The sequence below is a fragment of the Pararhodonellum marinum genome, assembly GCF_015354735.1.
GTDB classification, from domain to species: Bacteria; Bacteroidota; Bacteroidia; order Cytophagales; family Cyclobacteriaceae; genus Pararhodonellum; species Pararhodonellum marinum.
Window position 1 is genome coordinate 692,026 of sequence record NZ_JACEFJ010000001.1, and the last position, 17,136, is coordinate 709,161.

The window sequence follows — 17,136 nt, forward strand, 5'->3', positions numbered from 1 at the left end:
AAATCTAATTAAATAATTTTTTATAATCATAAATTTGTATTTCATTTCAAATTTAATGTATTTCGTGTAAATTCCTAGCATTTTACTTTTAGCTGTATTTAAATGATGAAAAAATACCATTGGAAGGGACGACTATTGTTTTGGCTTTCCTTGTTGTCTATGCTTGTCTTTATGGTGGGCTTTGTTTGTGAGGTAGGCGTAGGCCAACAGATGCTTTATGCCTTATTGACCACGTCTCTGGTATTTAAACTTTTGAAGATTCTTTTTGAATGGTATCACTATGTCGGTCTACCTGATCAGGATCTCCGCCTGATTCCTCCTACACCTAAAAAGAATTTTCAGGTCGATATGCTGACCACAGCTTGCCCGGGTGAGCCTTTTGATATGATTTCCGAAACCCTTCATGCAATGGTGGCGGTCACTTATCCGCATCAGAACTATTTGTGTGATGAGGGCAATGATCCGGAATTAAAAGCTTTGTGTAAAGCCTTAGGGGTGATCCATGTGACGCGGGAAACCCATGAAAACGCCAAAGCCGGCAACATCAACCATGCCTTGCAACAAGCTACAGGAGAGATTTGTGTGATATTGGATCCGGATCATGCTCCCTTTCCTGAATTTCTCGATCATGTGCTCCATCATTTCGAGGATCCCAAAATCGGTTATGTACAGGTGGTACAAGCCTACAAAAACCAATCAGAAACCTTTGTGGCCCAAGCCGCAGCGGAGCAAACCTACACTTTTTATGGCCCCTACATGCAGGCCATGAGTGGGTATGGAACCGCTCAGGCCATTGGGGCCAATTGTACCTTCAGGAGGTCTGCCTTGGATTCTATTGGTGGCCATGCACCTGGGCTTACCGAAGACATGCATACCTCCATGCTGTTGCATGCCAAGGGATGGCAATCTGTTTATGTACCCAAAATTCTTTCTTTGGGATTGGTACCCTCAAGCCTTCCTGCTTATTACAAGCAGCAATTGAAGTGGAGTAGGGGAACCTTTGACCTTTGGTTCCATCTTTTTCCAAAATTGATCCCAAAATTCTCCTGGAGACAAAGCCTGCATTATGGGTTGATTCCGGTATATTATTTATTTGGCTTGATTGGTCTGATTGACATTTTGGTGCCCATCTATTCCCTCTTGACGGGAGAATATCCCTGGTTATTGGACCCCATGCTGTTCTTTGCTTATTTTACTCCTTTGTTTGTCATGAGTTTGGCTTACCGCTTTTATGCACAGGGCTGGCTCAATGATCCCAAAGAAAAGGGTCTTCATTTGATGGGGGGGGTATTGAGGGTGGGAACCTGGTGGGTTTTTATTTTGGGCTTTGTTTATACGCTTTTAAACATCAAAGTGCCCTATTTGCCTACCCCTAAGGAACATTCTTCGAAAGGGGAGTTTATTTTGGGCCTTCCTAATTTGTGTATTGCCTTGGTATCCATTGCTGCAGCGGTATATGGGCTGCATTGGGACTGGCAGCCCTACAGCCTGTTGATGGCGGGTTTTGCCTCGCTCAATGCCCTTATTTTCACCATGGCCTTTGTGATCGGTCAGACCGATTGGGTGCTTAAAATTAAAAAAAGCTGGAAATCCATCAAAACGTACCGAAAGGCACCGACTGCTCAATTGACCTATGTGCAATTGAGCAGAAACGCCATACCCCTGGTAGTGGTATTGGTGGGTTTGTTTTCATTGTATTTTGTGTTGAGTGCTTTTGATTTTGGGAACAATGACTACCTGAACCCAAAGGTAAAATCAGCTTCGGAGAAAAATTCAGGAGGTTTTCTGTTTGGGATTTATCATCCGGAGGCTGTGGATGAAGGCTCATTTTCATCTGTTGTAGCCACTGAACGGGAAATAGAAACCCAATGGCAGATTGTGTCTACCTACCTGTCCTGGGGGGACGGCAAATTGCCCGTAAAGCTCTGGGACAAAATCATCCATCATGGCGCCATCCCCATGATCACCTGGGAACCTTGGTCAAACCTATTTGCTGCATACCAAGATGTGGAGGAACTGCAACAGAACAAAAAAATATTCCGCTATATTGTAGCGGGGTACTTTGATGACTATATCGACCACATGGCCGAAACCCTCCGCGAACTGGATTCCCCCGTTTTTCTCCGATTTGCCCATGAGATGGAAAATCCCATGTATCCCTGGTCTGAAACCGGTGGAAATACCGCTGAGGAATTTAAAGAGGCCTGGCAATACATACATTTCCGGTTTGAAAAAATGGGAGCACAAAATGTGAGCTGGGTATGGAGCCCTTGGTCGGTAGAGGGAATGGAAGCTTATTTTCCCTATGGGCAGGACAATGCGGTAGACCAATATGTGGATTGGATCAGTTTGACGGCTTTGAATTATGGCAAAGCTTCCAAAGATCAAAGCGAAAGCGATTTTAGAAGTATCTATGAACCCTTTCAAAAGAAAATTGAGGAACTGGACTTGGAGCTTCCGGTCATGCTGGCAGAATTTGGTTCCACCTCTTTTGAGGCAAATGGCGCCTCATGGGTCAACCAATCCCTTGCCACCATCCAACAATCCTTTCCGGAGATCAAATCCGTGGTCTTTTTCTTCAGTCAATTGGACAGAAATTGGATCACCGATTGGAGACCGGAAGAGAAGACGAGCTTTATTGATTGGACTTTTGACCTGTCCTTGGTCAAAAACAAACTGAATTCATGGACTGGAAAACCCGGTCACGCTTTTAGTACAGCAGCACTTTCTCAGCCGGATAGGCCCCGCAATTTTTTTCAAAAGGAGGAGGAAGGTTTTGTCTGGCAGCATAAGGGGAATCCTTTTTACATCAAAGGGGTCTGTTACAACTCAGGGCACGATTGGGAAGAGGGATTTGTACCCTTGACCCGGAAGCAGGTCAAAAAAGATTTCATAAAGATCAAGGCCATGGGAGCCAATACCATCAGACGCTATGAACCCAGTTTTTATGACCGCAACATGCTGAATGAGGCCAAGGAACAAGACTTAAAGGTCATGTACGGGTTTTGGTTTGACCCCAAGGTGGATTATGTAAAAGACGATAGAAAGTTAAAAAGATATGAAGAAAGGGTCCTGAATCAAGTCAAAAAACACCGGGATAATCCGGTCATTGTGGCTTGGAATATCGGCAATGAGACCTATGGCTTGCTGAAGAAACACCATGCCCAACCTTACCTGACTTCCATAAGAAGAAATTATGTGTTGTTTTTGGAGGGGCTTGCCCGAAAGATCCAGGAAATAGATCCCAGTCGTCCCGTTTTTTCCTCAGAGGAACACGATCACGTCAGATTGATCGGTACTTTACATGACTTTAAAAAATACGCCCCTTCATTGGATGCCATCGGCATAAACAGTTACTATAAGGAAAATATTGAGCAATTGGAGGAAACATTTACTTCCATAGATACTGGACGTCCCTATGTCATCACGGAATTCGGACCCAAAGGCTACTGGAGCAAAGAACTCGGTGACTTCAGACAGGACAGCATCCTGCTGGAGGTATCTTCTCTCGCCAAGGCAAACTGGTATGCAGACCAATGGAAAGACCATATACAGACCTATCAAGGCAGTAACCTTGGGGGCTTTGCATTTAGCTGGCAAGACCGCTTTGAAGGCACGGCCACCTGGTTTGGACTGACTGACTATGAAGGGAGGTTAAAGCCGGCCTACTACGCCTTGCAGCAAGCCTGGAAAAATCAGGACTTGGACAGTTTGGCCTTTCCTGACATCCAAATCATGGGCCATTGGCAAGCCATGGAACCCGGTGAAAGCATCTGGCTTTCTGCCGCCACTTTCAATGCTTACCCTGGTACGCTGAGCTATTCCTGGAAAGTGTATGAGGAAAACACCTGGAAAGTGAGTGAACCCATTGTTTCAGCTTTGGAAGCACAGCAATATGTAGAGGTAAAAATACCCAAAAATAAATCCAGAATATATGTCTATGCCACTGATTCGGTGGGTAATGTGATTACAGCTTCAAGGAGGCTATTGAATAAATGAAAGGAGTACTATTTGTTCTAAACTTGTATTTAAATAAAAGATTTTCATTTCTTTCCTCTCCCTACTTCCCCCAAACTTAAATCCCGTTCCCCGAGCCTGCCTTCGTCAGACAGGCCTACCTGCTGTAGGCTTGCCTGCCGAGGGGATTTTATACCAAATTAATTTCTCCTATGTGTAGAATTGAGGATACTCAGATTACATAAAACAATTTGTGTAAAAAATACCCAAGTTGGAAAAAATATTGTTGACTAAAGGATTTTTTTGGCATATCTACAATAATGGAAAAAGGGATTTTCTCTTTTCGATATCATTATTGATGGATACATTTTTCTCAATTCAAAATCCATCAATCAAGATATCAAAATATTTGAACTCAAAAACGCTTTTATCTAATTGACGATAAGTCAATGATTTATCAGAATTGTTAATAAAAATATAAAGGATCTACGATTAATTTGATGAAAATCAAGAAAGGAAGTATTGATTGGTTTTTGGTATAAAGATTGGCATGTGCAACTCATCTAGAATATTTGAGGCAATTGGTCCTCACCCAATTTGCTTGACCATTTTCTTCAGAAAATTCAAAGAACCTAAAATCAAATAATTTCTGAATTTGCATTATTAAAGAATCATGATAAAAATTTAGAAATATTATTTGCTTTTAAAAGTATTTTAGTATTTATTATCAAATAATCACCCAAAAACAGAATTTCTTATTGCTGTATGTAAAATACAATAAATTAAATTTTAAATCATCAACTTAATTTATTTGAAGATATACAGCATTTTGATGAATTTAAATTGAAGCGGATATGAGAGGAAGATTTACATTTATTTTCGTTTTTTTTATTATATTCTTTATTTCAAATTACAGTTTTTCTAACATAGATTTAAAATCTGTAAATAATGAGACCGAAGATTCATTTTTTAATGATGAAATTGTTGAAATATCCCATGGTCGGAAAATTGAACGTTTTTATAATTCTAACCCTGATTTCAATATTGCTCAGTCTAATAATTTTCAAAACAATTCGATTGGAAGGTATAAAGTTGAGGAGTGGAGAAATGATTGGAACGCTCCTGGAAAAAATTTAGATAACAGAAATCTTTTTATTTCTGAATTTAGCGGGTCAAAAACTCTAAGACACTTTTATCCCAAAGGGAGTTTTGGCACTGCAACAGGAGCCAACTGGGTAAGTGATATTGGAGGGTCTCATCAGGAATTGTATTTAACTTATCAAATTTATTTTGAAAATGGTTTTGATTGGGGGTTAGGAGCAAAACTTCCAGGATTTAAATCTTCAGGACCATCGGCAGCTGGTTGTAGAGGGCCTAATTTAGATTCTAACACTGGTTATTCTGCAAGGTTAATGTGGAATAAAGGTGGGAATCTTAGGCTTTACATGTATCATCATGATATGAAAACGGTTTGTGGAGATAATATGGGTTTAGCAAATTGGGGACAATTTTCTACCGGTAAATGGCATACTATTACAATGCGGATTGTAATGAATACTGTAAATGTTTCGAATGGAATAGTCCAAGTTTGGATAGATGATAAACTAGTTGCTTCTTCCAATAAAGTTAAATATAGAGTCACTGGCAGTCCTTCGGATATTCGTCAATTACTAATGGCTACCTTCATGGGAGGAAATGATCCAAGTTGGGCCCCTTCAAGGGATCAATCCATGTGGATGGACAATGTATACATTTGGAATTATTCTAGTAGTTATTTAAGTAAAAATCCAAGTGTGGCAAGTGGATTAAAACTACATGGAGCCTCACATAATTTGTATACCCCACTGTCTGATGTCTTGCAAAATACAGATGAACAATATTCAATCTCAACATCAACAAATCCCACTGAAGGAGGTAGCGTAGACTTAGCTAAAAATTTCTACAAAGAAGGAGAGAAAGTTAGTGCTACAGCCAAGGCATCAAATGGTTATACCTTCCACAGTTGGACTATAGAGGATAAAGAAGTTAGTAGAAATATTGTTTACGATTTTACAATGCCAAATAAAAATCTGGAATTGAATGCCAATTTTGAAAAAGAAATTGATCCAGGAACAGTAAAATATAAGGAGGGTTTAGTGGCATTTTATGAAATGGATAGTAATGAAGAAAATCTACTAATTGATTCTCATGGAGAAAACCATGGGATGAATACTGAAATTGAGTTACTACCAGGTTTTATAAATAATGGAAATCTTTACAACGGATCTCAGGCTGTTTCATCCGTTGAGCATAAACCTATTTTAGCTTTAGTTTCAGAATTTACCTTGATGGCTGATATTTTTAGGGAAGGGGAGGGTCAGTCAGGAACCAGTATTATTGTTGGAAAGACCCATGAAAATCGATTTAACCAGGATTATTCCATTGGCATTACCCCGCAGAATAAAATAAGGATAAGAACCAATCTGCCGGAATTAAGGGAATGGGTATCCAATGTAACCGTTCCCAAAGGAAAATGGGTCAGGGTAATCGCCACCTATAAATCCGGAAAAGGATATAGGTTGTACATGGACAATATCACTCCGGAATCTTCTCCTGTTTTTTCTGGCCAAATTGTTTCCTCCAAAAAGGAGTTGACTATAGGGTCAAATACAAATGAAGGTGACGGAGCAGCAGCAACCAATCGCCGCTTTGAAGGTATTTTAGATAATATAGGGATTTGGAACCGAGAGTTGAGCAAAGCCGAGATAGAAACTTTGATCCAAGAAAAAATCACTTATCCTGATTTTGATCCAGACCAAAAATCAGTAGTACTTTATAAAGTCGATTTACAGGCGAGTCCCACTAATGCGGGCACGGTCAATACCAATCCAGGGCCTACCGAAGTGGAAGCCGGGAAAAAAGTAAAGGTGGTGGCAGAGGCCAAAGCAGGATATGTCTTTGAATTTTGGGAAAAGGAAGGGGATAAAGTCTCCGAATCCTTAATGTATGAGTTTGAAATGCCTGAGAAAGACCTTACATTAACCGCTGTATTTCGGGAATTGATGGGACCTGAGATCTTATGGATCAGTCCGGATGATGGCCAATCCTATGATGAGGGACAGGAAGTGGTTTTGAAGGTAAACCTTGAAGAAGGCGACGGGAAAGTAGTGATGGCGGAGTTCTACAGGGGCAATACCAAAATTGGTCAGGTGGATGCTCCTCCCTATCAATTTGTCTGGAAAGATGCCAAAGCCGGTAACCATGCATTGACCGCTAAAATCACGGATGAAAATGGGTTAACTGCACAAACGGAGGTTCTTCAGGTTACAGTGATTGCGCCCGAACCACTTGCTCCGGAAATTAGTCTGACCTCGCCAGAAAACGGAAGTGAATACCAAAAAGGAATCGATTTGGAAATAAAAGCCTCTGCGACCGATGCTCAGGGAAAAATCACCCAAGTGGAATTTTATAGGGGTAACTCAATTTTGGCCACCATTAAAGAGGCGCCATACAGCTATAACTGGAAAGATCTTCCAGAAGGGGAGCATACCATTAGTGCTAAAGCCACCAATGATCAGGGATTGAGTAAAACTTCTGCCTCCTCAACCATTACTGTGGTGGCTCCTGTGGCTCAAGCCCCACAAGTGACATTGACTTCTCCAGAGAACGGAGCAGAATTTCCTAAAGGAACTGACTTGGTATTGAAAGCCTCAGCAGCAGATGCTCAGGGTAACATCACCCAAGTGGAGTTTTTCAGGGGTAACACACTTTTGGCTACCATTAAAGAGGCGCCATACAGCTTTAATTGGAAAAATCTTCCAGAAGGAGAGCATACCATAAGTGCCAAAGCCACCAATGATCAGGGATTGAGTAAAACTTCTGCCTCCGCAACCATTACTGTGGTGGCTCCTGTGGCTCAAGCCCCACAAGTGACACTGACCTCTCCGGAAAACGGTGCAGAATACCCGAAGGGAACTGATTTGGAATTGAAGGCCTCAGCCACGGATGCTCAAGGTAACATCACCCAAGTGGAGTTTTTTAGGGGTAACACACTTTTGGCTACCATTAAAGAGGCGCCATACAACTTTAACTGGAAAAATCTTCCAGAAGGAGAGCATACCCTCAGTGCCAAAGCCACCAATGATCAGGGATTGAGTAAAACTTCTGCTTCCTCAATCATTACAGTGGTGGCTCCTATTGCTCAAGCCCCACAAGTGACACTGACCTCTCCGGAAAACGGTGCAGAATACCTGAAGGGAACTGATTTGGAATTAAAGGCCTCAGCCACGGATGCTCAAGGTAACATCACCCAAGTGGAGTTTTTTAGGGGTAACACACTTTTGGCTACCATTAAAGAGGCGCCATACAACTTTAACTGGAAAAATCTTCCAGAAGGAGAGCATGCCCTCAGTGCCAAGGCTACCAATGATCAGGGATTGAGCAAGACTTCGGCTACCGCCACGATAAAGATAATAGCTCCTGTAGCCCAAGCACCCCAAGTAACGCTCACCTCACCTGAAGATGGGGGTGAATACCAGCAAGGTGAAAATCTAACTTTGCAGGCCAATGCTACTGATCCGCAGGGAACGGTAGTTCAAGTGGAATTTTTTAAAGGAACAACCCGTTTGGCTACCATCAAAAATGCTCCTTTTGTTTATGAGTGGAAAAATTTGCCGGTGGGCAACCACGCCCTGACTGCCAAAGCCACCAATGACAAGGGACTTTCAGGAACATCAACAAAGGTTAACATTGTGGTCATGGCTGAAAGTCAGGAGAGCCCCAATCAACCACCCACTGTAAAAATCACTTCTCCAGCCCATTTGTCAAAATTCGAAGGGGTAGGAGATATTGAGATCCAGGCAGAGGCCAAAGATGAAGAGGGAGAGGTAGTCAAAGTGGAGTTTTACAGAGGTAATACTTTATTAGGTACTGTCGATAAAGCCCCTTTTAATTATCTCTGGAAACAAGTGCCTCAGGGCAATCATTCTTTGACTGCCAAAGCCTTTGATGAACAGGGGTTAAGCAGTACCTCTACCGTAGTCAATATTTCTGTGGTTTCCCCACCCCCTTCTCCGGAAGATATTGAAGAGGAGGAAAACTTGGCACCCTTTGTTAAAATCATTTCACCGGAAGAAGGGGCGGAATTTGATTTTGGGGTAGATATACCATTAGAGGTGGAAACCCATGACTTGGACGGGGAGGTGGTAAAAGTAGTTTATTTTGCCAATGATCAAGAATTGGGCCTCACAGAAACAGTACCTTTTGGTTTAAATTGGAAAAATGTTGCTACAGGTAAATATGAATTAAAAGCACAGGCATGGGATGATGCCGGGACTTCTACATTCTCGGAAACTGTGACCATAATCGTGAAGGAAGAAGCTCTATTGGTTGAGGAAGAAAAAACCATTGAGATTAAAATCGGTCCCAATCCGGCAAAGGAGCAAATTACGGTATTCACCGAAGGTATGCCTGAAGGCCAGGAATTGAAAATATGGATCATTTCCATGCAAGGGCAGGTTGAGCTGGAATTTGATTTCAACTCCAGTGAAACTGAATTGATTATTCCTTTACGTGGACTTAAAAATGGGGCTTATGTAATCCGGATGGCTAGCCAAAACTTCAATTACAATTCTAAGATTATTAAGAATTAACCAATTTTGGTTAAAAAAGTAAAAAGCCTTTAATTGATTAAATTAAAGGCTTTTTTACTTGTATAAATTTAGCTATTAGGAGCTTCTTTTAAATTATTTAGCCATCCTATCAGGACAACATAAGATAAGTCCTGCCACCTTGTTTTTAAATAGGAAATGATGAAAGAGGCTGAATAATAAAGCCATCTACTTTTTTCTTTATATTTTACATTCTAAATAGCAGTCGATAATTCTGTCAAGAAGTATATAATCCAAGTACAATTTTTCATAGTGGAAGGTTAAGAAATCAAAATAAAAAATTAAAAATGATTTAATTTAAAATAATGATTTTCACCAAATTGGTTTGCAATTTTAATTAAAACTAAAATTAAAAATATTTTATTTTTTGTTGTAATCAGATACCCATTCTGAAATGATTAAACTGACCTCTGCTCCAGATTTTTTACTTAAATGATTGCCATCTGTAAATTGGAAATCATTGCCTTTTTTAGTCAAATCCAAAAATCCAGATGATTTATTTATCACCTCAAGGAGAAGAGAATTAAATTCCGGGGCTAGTTCGTTTTCTATCTCCAGAATATTTTCATGAACGGGTAGTCTTACTAAATATACTTTCCCATAATGGTTAAGAAAAACAACTAGTTCGAGAAGGGATTTAAGACGAGTTGATGAGAATTTATAGTTTAACAAATGATTATTTCTGTATTCATCCACTTTTCTGTTTAATCTATTCTCAACCAACCTTGAATCCATATTTATCGTAACTTCTAACCAACCATCATCATGAAGGTACATGAGTGTTGAAACTGGGGAAATTGAACCTATAAAGTTGGTTAATAAATTATTTCCTCCAAAATTTTCTTTGAGGTATCCAAAATTTGGCTTTAAATTAATGTTTTTTGTATTACCTAAACATAAAGGCACTTCTCTAAAATTCAATGAATCGTTTGGATCTTCTAAAATGCTAGATATACTCCATGGATCTATGGTCAGAATAAATATTCCATCGGTTGTGTTTGGGTCAAGTTTACGTTTAATGCTTTCTAGGTAAGTTGGGCCGTAAGGGCTATGTGCCTCTGTAAAAGAAAAATTTAAAAAGGTTCTTTTTAAATGGGATTCAAAAACTTGAGGTTGTAGGCCTTGAGCAGCTCTAGAGGTTCCAAGGATTAAATTTTCCTGTATAGGAGTAGTAAACCTCACATAGTATGGATCTAAATAACCAGCCTTGGAATAAATTATCCATGCGAAAAACAGGGATACAAAAAGTACGTAAATTAAAGTCTTAAAAATAAATTTTTTCATTGAACTAAAATTGGAAATAAATAAATTCTTGTTCTTTTCCAGATGATATTAATACCAAAACTCCTATAATAAAATATGCAGCCCATTTTAATGTACCAAAATATTTATTTGTAAGTTTTTCAATGGCAAATTCATTTTCTCTTCCAAACCATTCCACCAAAAGAAATATAATCGTAAAAATTATTACCGTTAAGGCTTTACTCATGCCAAAAAATGCTGGAATAGATAATAAGGATGGAGAAAAAATTTCAGTAATAATACTGGCAGCGTGGCCGACATTTTCTGCTCGGAAAAAAATCCAAGCAAATACTGTCAACATGAAAGTGAAGCCCATTTTACCAAGATCACTAATATTTGGGAAATATTTTCCCTTGGCAATAATTTCTAAATTGCTTCGGTTATTGCTTGTCAGTAAGAGAGGTAGGAAATAAATGGCATTTAAAGCACCCCAAACAATAAAAGTCCAGTTTGCACCATGCCAAAATCCGCTGACTATAAAGATTATAAATGTATTTCTTATTTTTTTTGCCATTCCACCTTTACTGCCACCTAGGGGGATGTATAAATAGTCTCTAAACCAGGTTGAAAGGGATATGTGCCACCTTCTCCAAAATTCAGCGATATCTCTGGAAAAGTAGGGATATGCAAAGTTTCTCATTAGTTTAAAACCAAATAATCTAGCTGTACCAATTGCGATATCTGAATATCCTGAAAAATCTCCATAAATCTGAAAAGTAAAAAATAAAGCACCCAACACCAATGTACTTCCGGAATAGTTCTCTGAATTGTTAAAAATTAAATTGGCAAATTCAGCACAATTGTCAGCAATAACTACTTTTTTGAATAAGCCCCATAGAATCTGCCTTAATCCATTTACGCCTTCTTCGTAAGAAAAAAACCTCTGTGTTTTAAACTGAGGTAAAAGTTGATTGGCTCTTTCAATTGGACCTGCGACAAGTTGTGGAAAAAAACTTACATAAGCTGAAAATTCTATGAAGTCTTTTGTAGGTTTTAGTTTTTTATTGTAAACATCTATGGTATAGCTGAGTGTCTGAAAGGTATAAAAACTTATCCCCACCGGAAGTATTATATGAAGGGAACCGATGTTTATTTCTTGACCAAAGAATGTAAATACATCTCTAAAATTGTCCAGAAAAAAGTTGTAATATTTAAAAAAGCCCAAAAAGCCTAGATTTACCAGAATACTTGTCCATAGGTAAGATTTTCTCAGTAAGGGGCGATTTTCTTTGTCAAGACCAATCCCAACACCATAATCCACCAAAGTGCTAAAAACTATCAAACCAAGAAATCTCCAATCCCACCAAGCATAAAAAAAATAACTTGATACAACGATCAATAGGTTTTGTAATCTTAAATGTCGGTTAAATACAAACCAATAAAGAACAAAAACTACTGGAAGAAAAATTGCAAAATCAAGTGAGTTAAATAGCATTTTTTATTAAAATTTTTATTTAATCTTTTACCCCCTCAATTACAGAGTTTACATAAGTATTTGAGACACTCTTAAAAGTAAATTTCTCGAATGAATTGGTCTTTTTTAAACTTCGAATTTCGCATAAGTATTCTTCATTGGATGTGTAAATATTTAATAAAGAATCAGAAATTTCTTTGATTGAGGTATAAGTTACTTTTTCACCAATTTTTTTATTTTGAAAAAAACCATCAATACCGCTGTTTTTTGAATACAATATTGGAGTTCCCGCATTCAAAGCTTCAATAAAAACTAATCCAAAAGTTTCTGGATAACTAGGCAAAACAAATCCTAAATATGAGGAATAAATCTTAAGAACTTCTATGTGAGATTTTTCACCTAAAAGTCTAATCCTATTCGGGAATTTTGTATTCTCAATAAATTTGTTAATTATTTTCACGGATAATTTGCTACCACCTCCCACAATATCAAGGAATACATCCTCATTATATTCACAAAAATTGCTAAATGCTAAGATTAATCTTTTAATATTTTTCCTTTTGTAGGAGTTTAAATGAAAAACTGTTAAAAAATTAGACCTTTTACTTTCGGTATTTTTGTTTTCTGAATCATTTATAGAAATAATATTTGGTAAAACTATAGATTTGTTTTCGAAAAAAGAAGATTGATAATGATTTTTTAAAGAATTGATTGGCCAGGGTGCTAAAAAAATTATTTTTTTTGACTTTTTCAGTATTTTTTTGTAAAGGTGTCTTAATTCAATTTTATACGATAATAGTTTTAAATCAGTGTCACCTCTGAAAGTCAATATGAACGGAACGTTTAATTTTTTAGTTAAAAAATATGCAACAATTCCTTCAAACGTTAATTTATGGGCGTGAATTAAAGAAACCTTAATATTTTCGTTTTTCAATATTTGAAATATACGCTTATAGGCAATAAACATCGATATTCTTAACCCAATCCCATATGGAAGTCCCCAAATTCTACCATAGTAAATGTTGTCTTTTTTTTTGAATAAGTAATCAGAAAATATGTTGGTACTTCTATTTAAGGAAAAAACCACATTTTGATACTTGGATTGAGCTTCAATTAAATTTGCTACCGCTTTTGTTTTCCTGGGATTTATTGGGTCAGGAAAATCGAATGAAATGTGAATAATATTCATTTATTCCTTGAATCTAGGTTTATCTTTTATATTCTTTATAAACTAAATTAATGGACCCGGATAAATGACCAATATAACTTGAAAGTCTAAAGACGTTTTTAATTATTTCAGAATGGCTAAATGCATATATAAAAAGTTTAAAAATACTAAAAAGTATTCCTAGAATAGACCTAAAAATATAGAAAATCCTAGTCATTATTTTATTTTTTGAAGATAATATTTTGTTTTTCGTAAAAGTACTTCCTGTTCTAAAGTGTCTCTTAAAGATCCAAAAAAAAGTTGCCCTTTCCTTCGGAATGAAATCAAAAACAATTCCTTCCTTACAAAAAATGAACAAATAACTCCTTGATAATTTTTCAAACAAATTGACATCCTCTCCACCCGTAAGTCCAAATTTAGGATCAAAAGGTCCTTCTAAAGATTTCAATAGAATGGATTTCACTAAGCAATTTCCTGTCCTGGTAAATTTTGATTTCTCTCCCGTTTCCTGAATTAATCTTTCAAAAAACTCCCCTTTTTTGATCCATTCCGGCACACCTTCTTCATAATAAGGTAAAACTGTTCCAAAAACGGCATCTGCTTTGTACTTCCTCATGCAGTTGATCATTTCCATCATCCACGTTTCAATTGCAAATCCATCGTCATCGATAAAAAACACCAGTTCACCTTTGGCCATCGCAACCCCTTTATTTCGGGTCAAGCTGATATTTTTGATCGGTTGCTCATAATAAAAAATATTAAAGGAAAGACTATTTTCAAACTCTTTAACAATGGATGATCCCAATTTAAGAGGGTCATTGTCTACCACGATGACTTCCAATTCCCAATCCGCTTCAAGTTTTTGATTTTCCAAACTCAAAAGCAATTTCCTTAATAACTCTGGTCTTTTATAAGTATTTACGCAACAGGAAATTATCATTTATGAAGGTTTAAAAGCTTTTGATTCTGTATTCGTTTTGCCTTGAATTTCTTTCAATTTGAACTTAAGAATTTTTTTCAATGCTTCAATATGCTTTGGACGCATGGTAATTTGAAAAATATACAAAGCAAAAACACTAGTAATCATATAATTTGGATGATACAAAGTTGAGCCTGTAATGGCCCCAAAGAGTACATTAAAGAAATAGTATTTGGCATAAACAAATTGTGGAGCAACAGATAGTGTGAAAACTTTAAAAAATATCAGGATCCATCCCAATACAGCTAACAGACCGAAATAGGTATAAATACCAAAAATCCCAATATCTGAAATAAAAAATCCTTTCTCAGCCAAATGAGCAATAAATTGACCATAGGGCCCTCTTTCATGTCCCATTCCATTTCCGAAAAAATAATTGACAGGACTTTGAGGGAACTCAGTCAAAAAATACATGGCAGCGATATACCGAATGTCTTTGGTCCCTTCAGCGGTCGTCCTTTCTTGGCTTTCTTGAAGTCCTTCTAATATAGGTTTTGCCAATTCCAATAAAAAAAAGCCACTGATTACGATCAAAACACCTATGGCTATTTTTTTACCCAAAGATATATTTTTTAAAAAGTGATAAAGGAAAACCAGAAGTGTAGGTAAAATAAAAGTTCTGGTTGCCTGCATAAATGGTATAATCAAACCCAGTACCACCATCACTGCCCAAATGACTTTGTAGGGTTCATTTCGGGTTAATTTGGTCAAAGCGATGTAGGTGGCCAGCCAAAAAATACCTACCCCGGGGAACAATACCCGGATTATCCCTCTGCTTTCAATAAATTCATCGTCCCGGACTGATACGCCAACATTAAAAAGAATATTTGAAGGATTGGAAAATTGATAAAAATAAAGCAGAATATAGATTGCTCCAAACATTAAAACGACATTTTCCAATATTTTAACAGGTGGTTCAAATTTTAAAAGACCAAAATATATGGGCCATATAAAAAATGGAATAATGGCTAAAATACCGAGAAAGGGTGATTGTCCCCAAGATAGATAAGCCATAAACGCAGACAGAATCATGGCAATACAAATCAATTGTACGGGAAGTGTAAAGGGGCCTTTCTTATGGTTAAAGTAAAGCAGTCCCAAGCCGGCAGAAAGCAATAGGATCAAGAACCTTCCGGTTTTAAAAAATCCTGGGAGAAAGTTTGCGTAAAAATAGTTAAGAGAAACTAAAGTCAGCACGAATAAAATTATATATAACTTGATGTTTTTCATCTTTTTAAAAAATTGAATGTTGATTTTTTAAAAAATAGAAAATAAAGAATCCCAACCATAAAAATCGAAATTAGACTTTTGACGAAAAGATTTAATTCTTGACTAATAAAGTAAGAAATAAAAAACATGATTAAAGCAAGAATCCATACCAAAATGTCATTTTTGATTTTGATATTTACTAAATTTTTAAATTGAATCCACAGGTAAATTTCATAAAGGGCAAAGGATAGTACATATGCATAAGAAATACCCATGGCACCAAATTTACTGCCATAGTACAGCATGGGGACCGAAACCACAAAATTGACCACTGCCAATTTGAAAATATATTTCTCCAAATTAGCTGCGCCAAGAATAGTAGCAATAAGGTGGTTGATTCCATTAAAAAACACAAACCAAACCTGCAATTGGATAACTAAAATAGCTGGATAATACTTTTCTTCAAAAAGCAGTTCTACCGCTTCTTTGGAAAACATGGTAAAAAGGAACGAAAAAAGGGCAATCAGTAGAATAAACAAATAAGTTCCATCAGAAATCAGACCTTTAAATTTTGCATAATTTTGTTCAAACATAGCCGAAATATTGGGGAAGATAGCTGTAATGGAAAAAGTGATGATGATCTGTACAGGTCCCATCAGTTTTTTGGCCAAATTAAAATAAGCAATCTCATCACGATTGGAATTGATATCAAGCAGGTTATTGGAAAAATAGGAATAGGGTAGGGTGAGCAACATCAAAGCAATGTAAGGCCAACTTTCGGAAAGCAACGCTTTAGAGGAACTGAAAAAATTAAGGGTTTTTCCTTGAAGTAATCCATCTTTTTTTAAAACAACTAATAAAATGACCGATTGAATCAGGTTACTTATAATAAATAAAACCAAAAGTAGTTCAACTGTAAAATATTCCTTGGGCAAAATTACAACAATCAAAAACCACAGGCTACTATGACCTATTTTAATCAAAGAGGGAACGAGCATCTTTTGATACCCCAAAAAAACGTATTCAAAAAGATAAAAGGTGGAATGGATAAGGCCTAAGGCTGTCAAAAGTAGGATCTGAAGTAAACTCAGTTGTCCCAAAAAATTATTGTATACTAAATAGAGAAGCACAACTGCAAATAAGGCAATCAGCCTTATTTTGGCACCATTTACCACATAATCATTAGTGTGTAAAGGGTTTCTGGCAATGCCTCGTATGGTAACGGCCTTAACTCCAAGGTCACTAAGGGTATATACCAACATGCCCTGAGCAATGATAAAGGAGTAAAGACCATACTGCTCTGTGGAAAATGCATTGGTAATCTTTAAAACAGTAACCAGCATCAGCAATTGGGAAATGATGCTTCCGATGGTCAAATAGGAAAAATTTCTAAAAACCTTGGTTTGAATAATTTTTTTTATCAAAACAAGTTTTGTTAAATAAAATAAGGAGTCATTAG

Annotated in this window: 8 protein-coding genes; 2 read left to right on the forward strand and 6 right to left on the reverse strand. The window is 37.2% G+C overall.

Annotated features, from left to right (window positions below):
• Positions 1 to 102: 102 nt before the first annotated feature.
• Together H1A14_RS02940 and H1A14_RS02945 are read left to right on the forward strand one after the other, a co-directional pair.
• Positions 103 to 3,999 (forward strand): glycosyltransferase, encoded by a 3,897-nt coding sequence (locus H1A14_RS02940; protein ID WP_228527518.1) that lies wholly within the window; start codon positions 103 to 105, stop codon positions 3,997 to 3,999.
• An 812-nt stretch (positions 4,000 to 4,811) separates the two neighbouring features.
• Positions 4,812 to 9,587 carry an Ig-like domain-containing protein gene (locus H1A14_RS02945; RefSeq protein ID WP_394355320.1) on the forward strand — a complete coding sequence of 1,592 codons (4,776 nt, stop codon included), beginning with the start codon at positions 4,812 to 4,814 and terminating at the stop codon, positions 9,585 to 9,587.
• Between the two features lie 378 nt (positions 9,588 to 9,965).
• On the opposite strand, the gene H1A14_RS02950 is transcribed toward H1A14_RS02945, so the two are convergent.
• The 6 genes from H1A14_RS02950 to H1A14_RS02975 form a co-directional block, all read right to left on the reverse strand.
• Positions 9,966 to 10,889, reverse strand: a complete 924-nt coding sequence (locus tag H1A14_RS02950) for a hypothetical protein (protein WP_194774694.1) — start codon at positions 10,887 to 10,889, stop codon at positions 9,966 to 9,968.
• Between the two features lie 4 nt (positions 10,890 to 10,893).
• The gene (locus tag H1A14_RS02955) at positions 10,894 to 12,342 is read right to left on the reverse strand and encodes an MBOAT family O-acyltransferase (protein WP_194774695.1); all 1,449 of its coding nucleotides are present in this window, start codon (positions 12,340 to 12,342) and stop codon (positions 10,894 to 10,896) included.
• A gap of 19 nt (positions 12,343 to 12,361) precedes the next feature.
• Positions 12,362 to 13,510: a glycosyltransferase family 4 protein gene (locus tag H1A14_RS02960; protein ID WP_194774696.1), complete on the reverse strand. Its 1,149-nt coding sequence runs from the start codon at positions 13,508 to 13,510 to the stop codon at positions 12,362 to 12,364.
• Between the two features lie 19 nt (positions 13,511 to 13,529).
• Complete coding sequence (locus H1A14_RS02965) at positions 13,530 to 14,429, reverse strand: glycosyltransferase family 2 protein (RefSeq protein ID WP_194774697.1); 900 nt, start codon at positions 14,427 to 14,429, stop codon at positions 13,530 to 13,532.
• Positions 14,430 to 15,593: a hypothetical protein gene (locus H1A14_RS02970; RefSeq protein ID WP_194774698.1), complete on the reverse strand. Its 1,164-nt coding sequence runs from the start codon at positions 15,591 to 15,593 to the stop codon at positions 14,430 to 14,432.
• 101 nt (positions 15,594 to 15,694) lie between these two features.
• A complete protein-coding gene (locus tag H1A14_RS02975) occupies positions 15,695 to 17,101 on the reverse strand; it encodes an oligosaccharide flippase family protein (protein ID WP_194774699.1) in 1,407 nt (468 codons plus the stop codon).
• Positions 17,102 to 17,136: the final 35 nt, after the last annotated feature.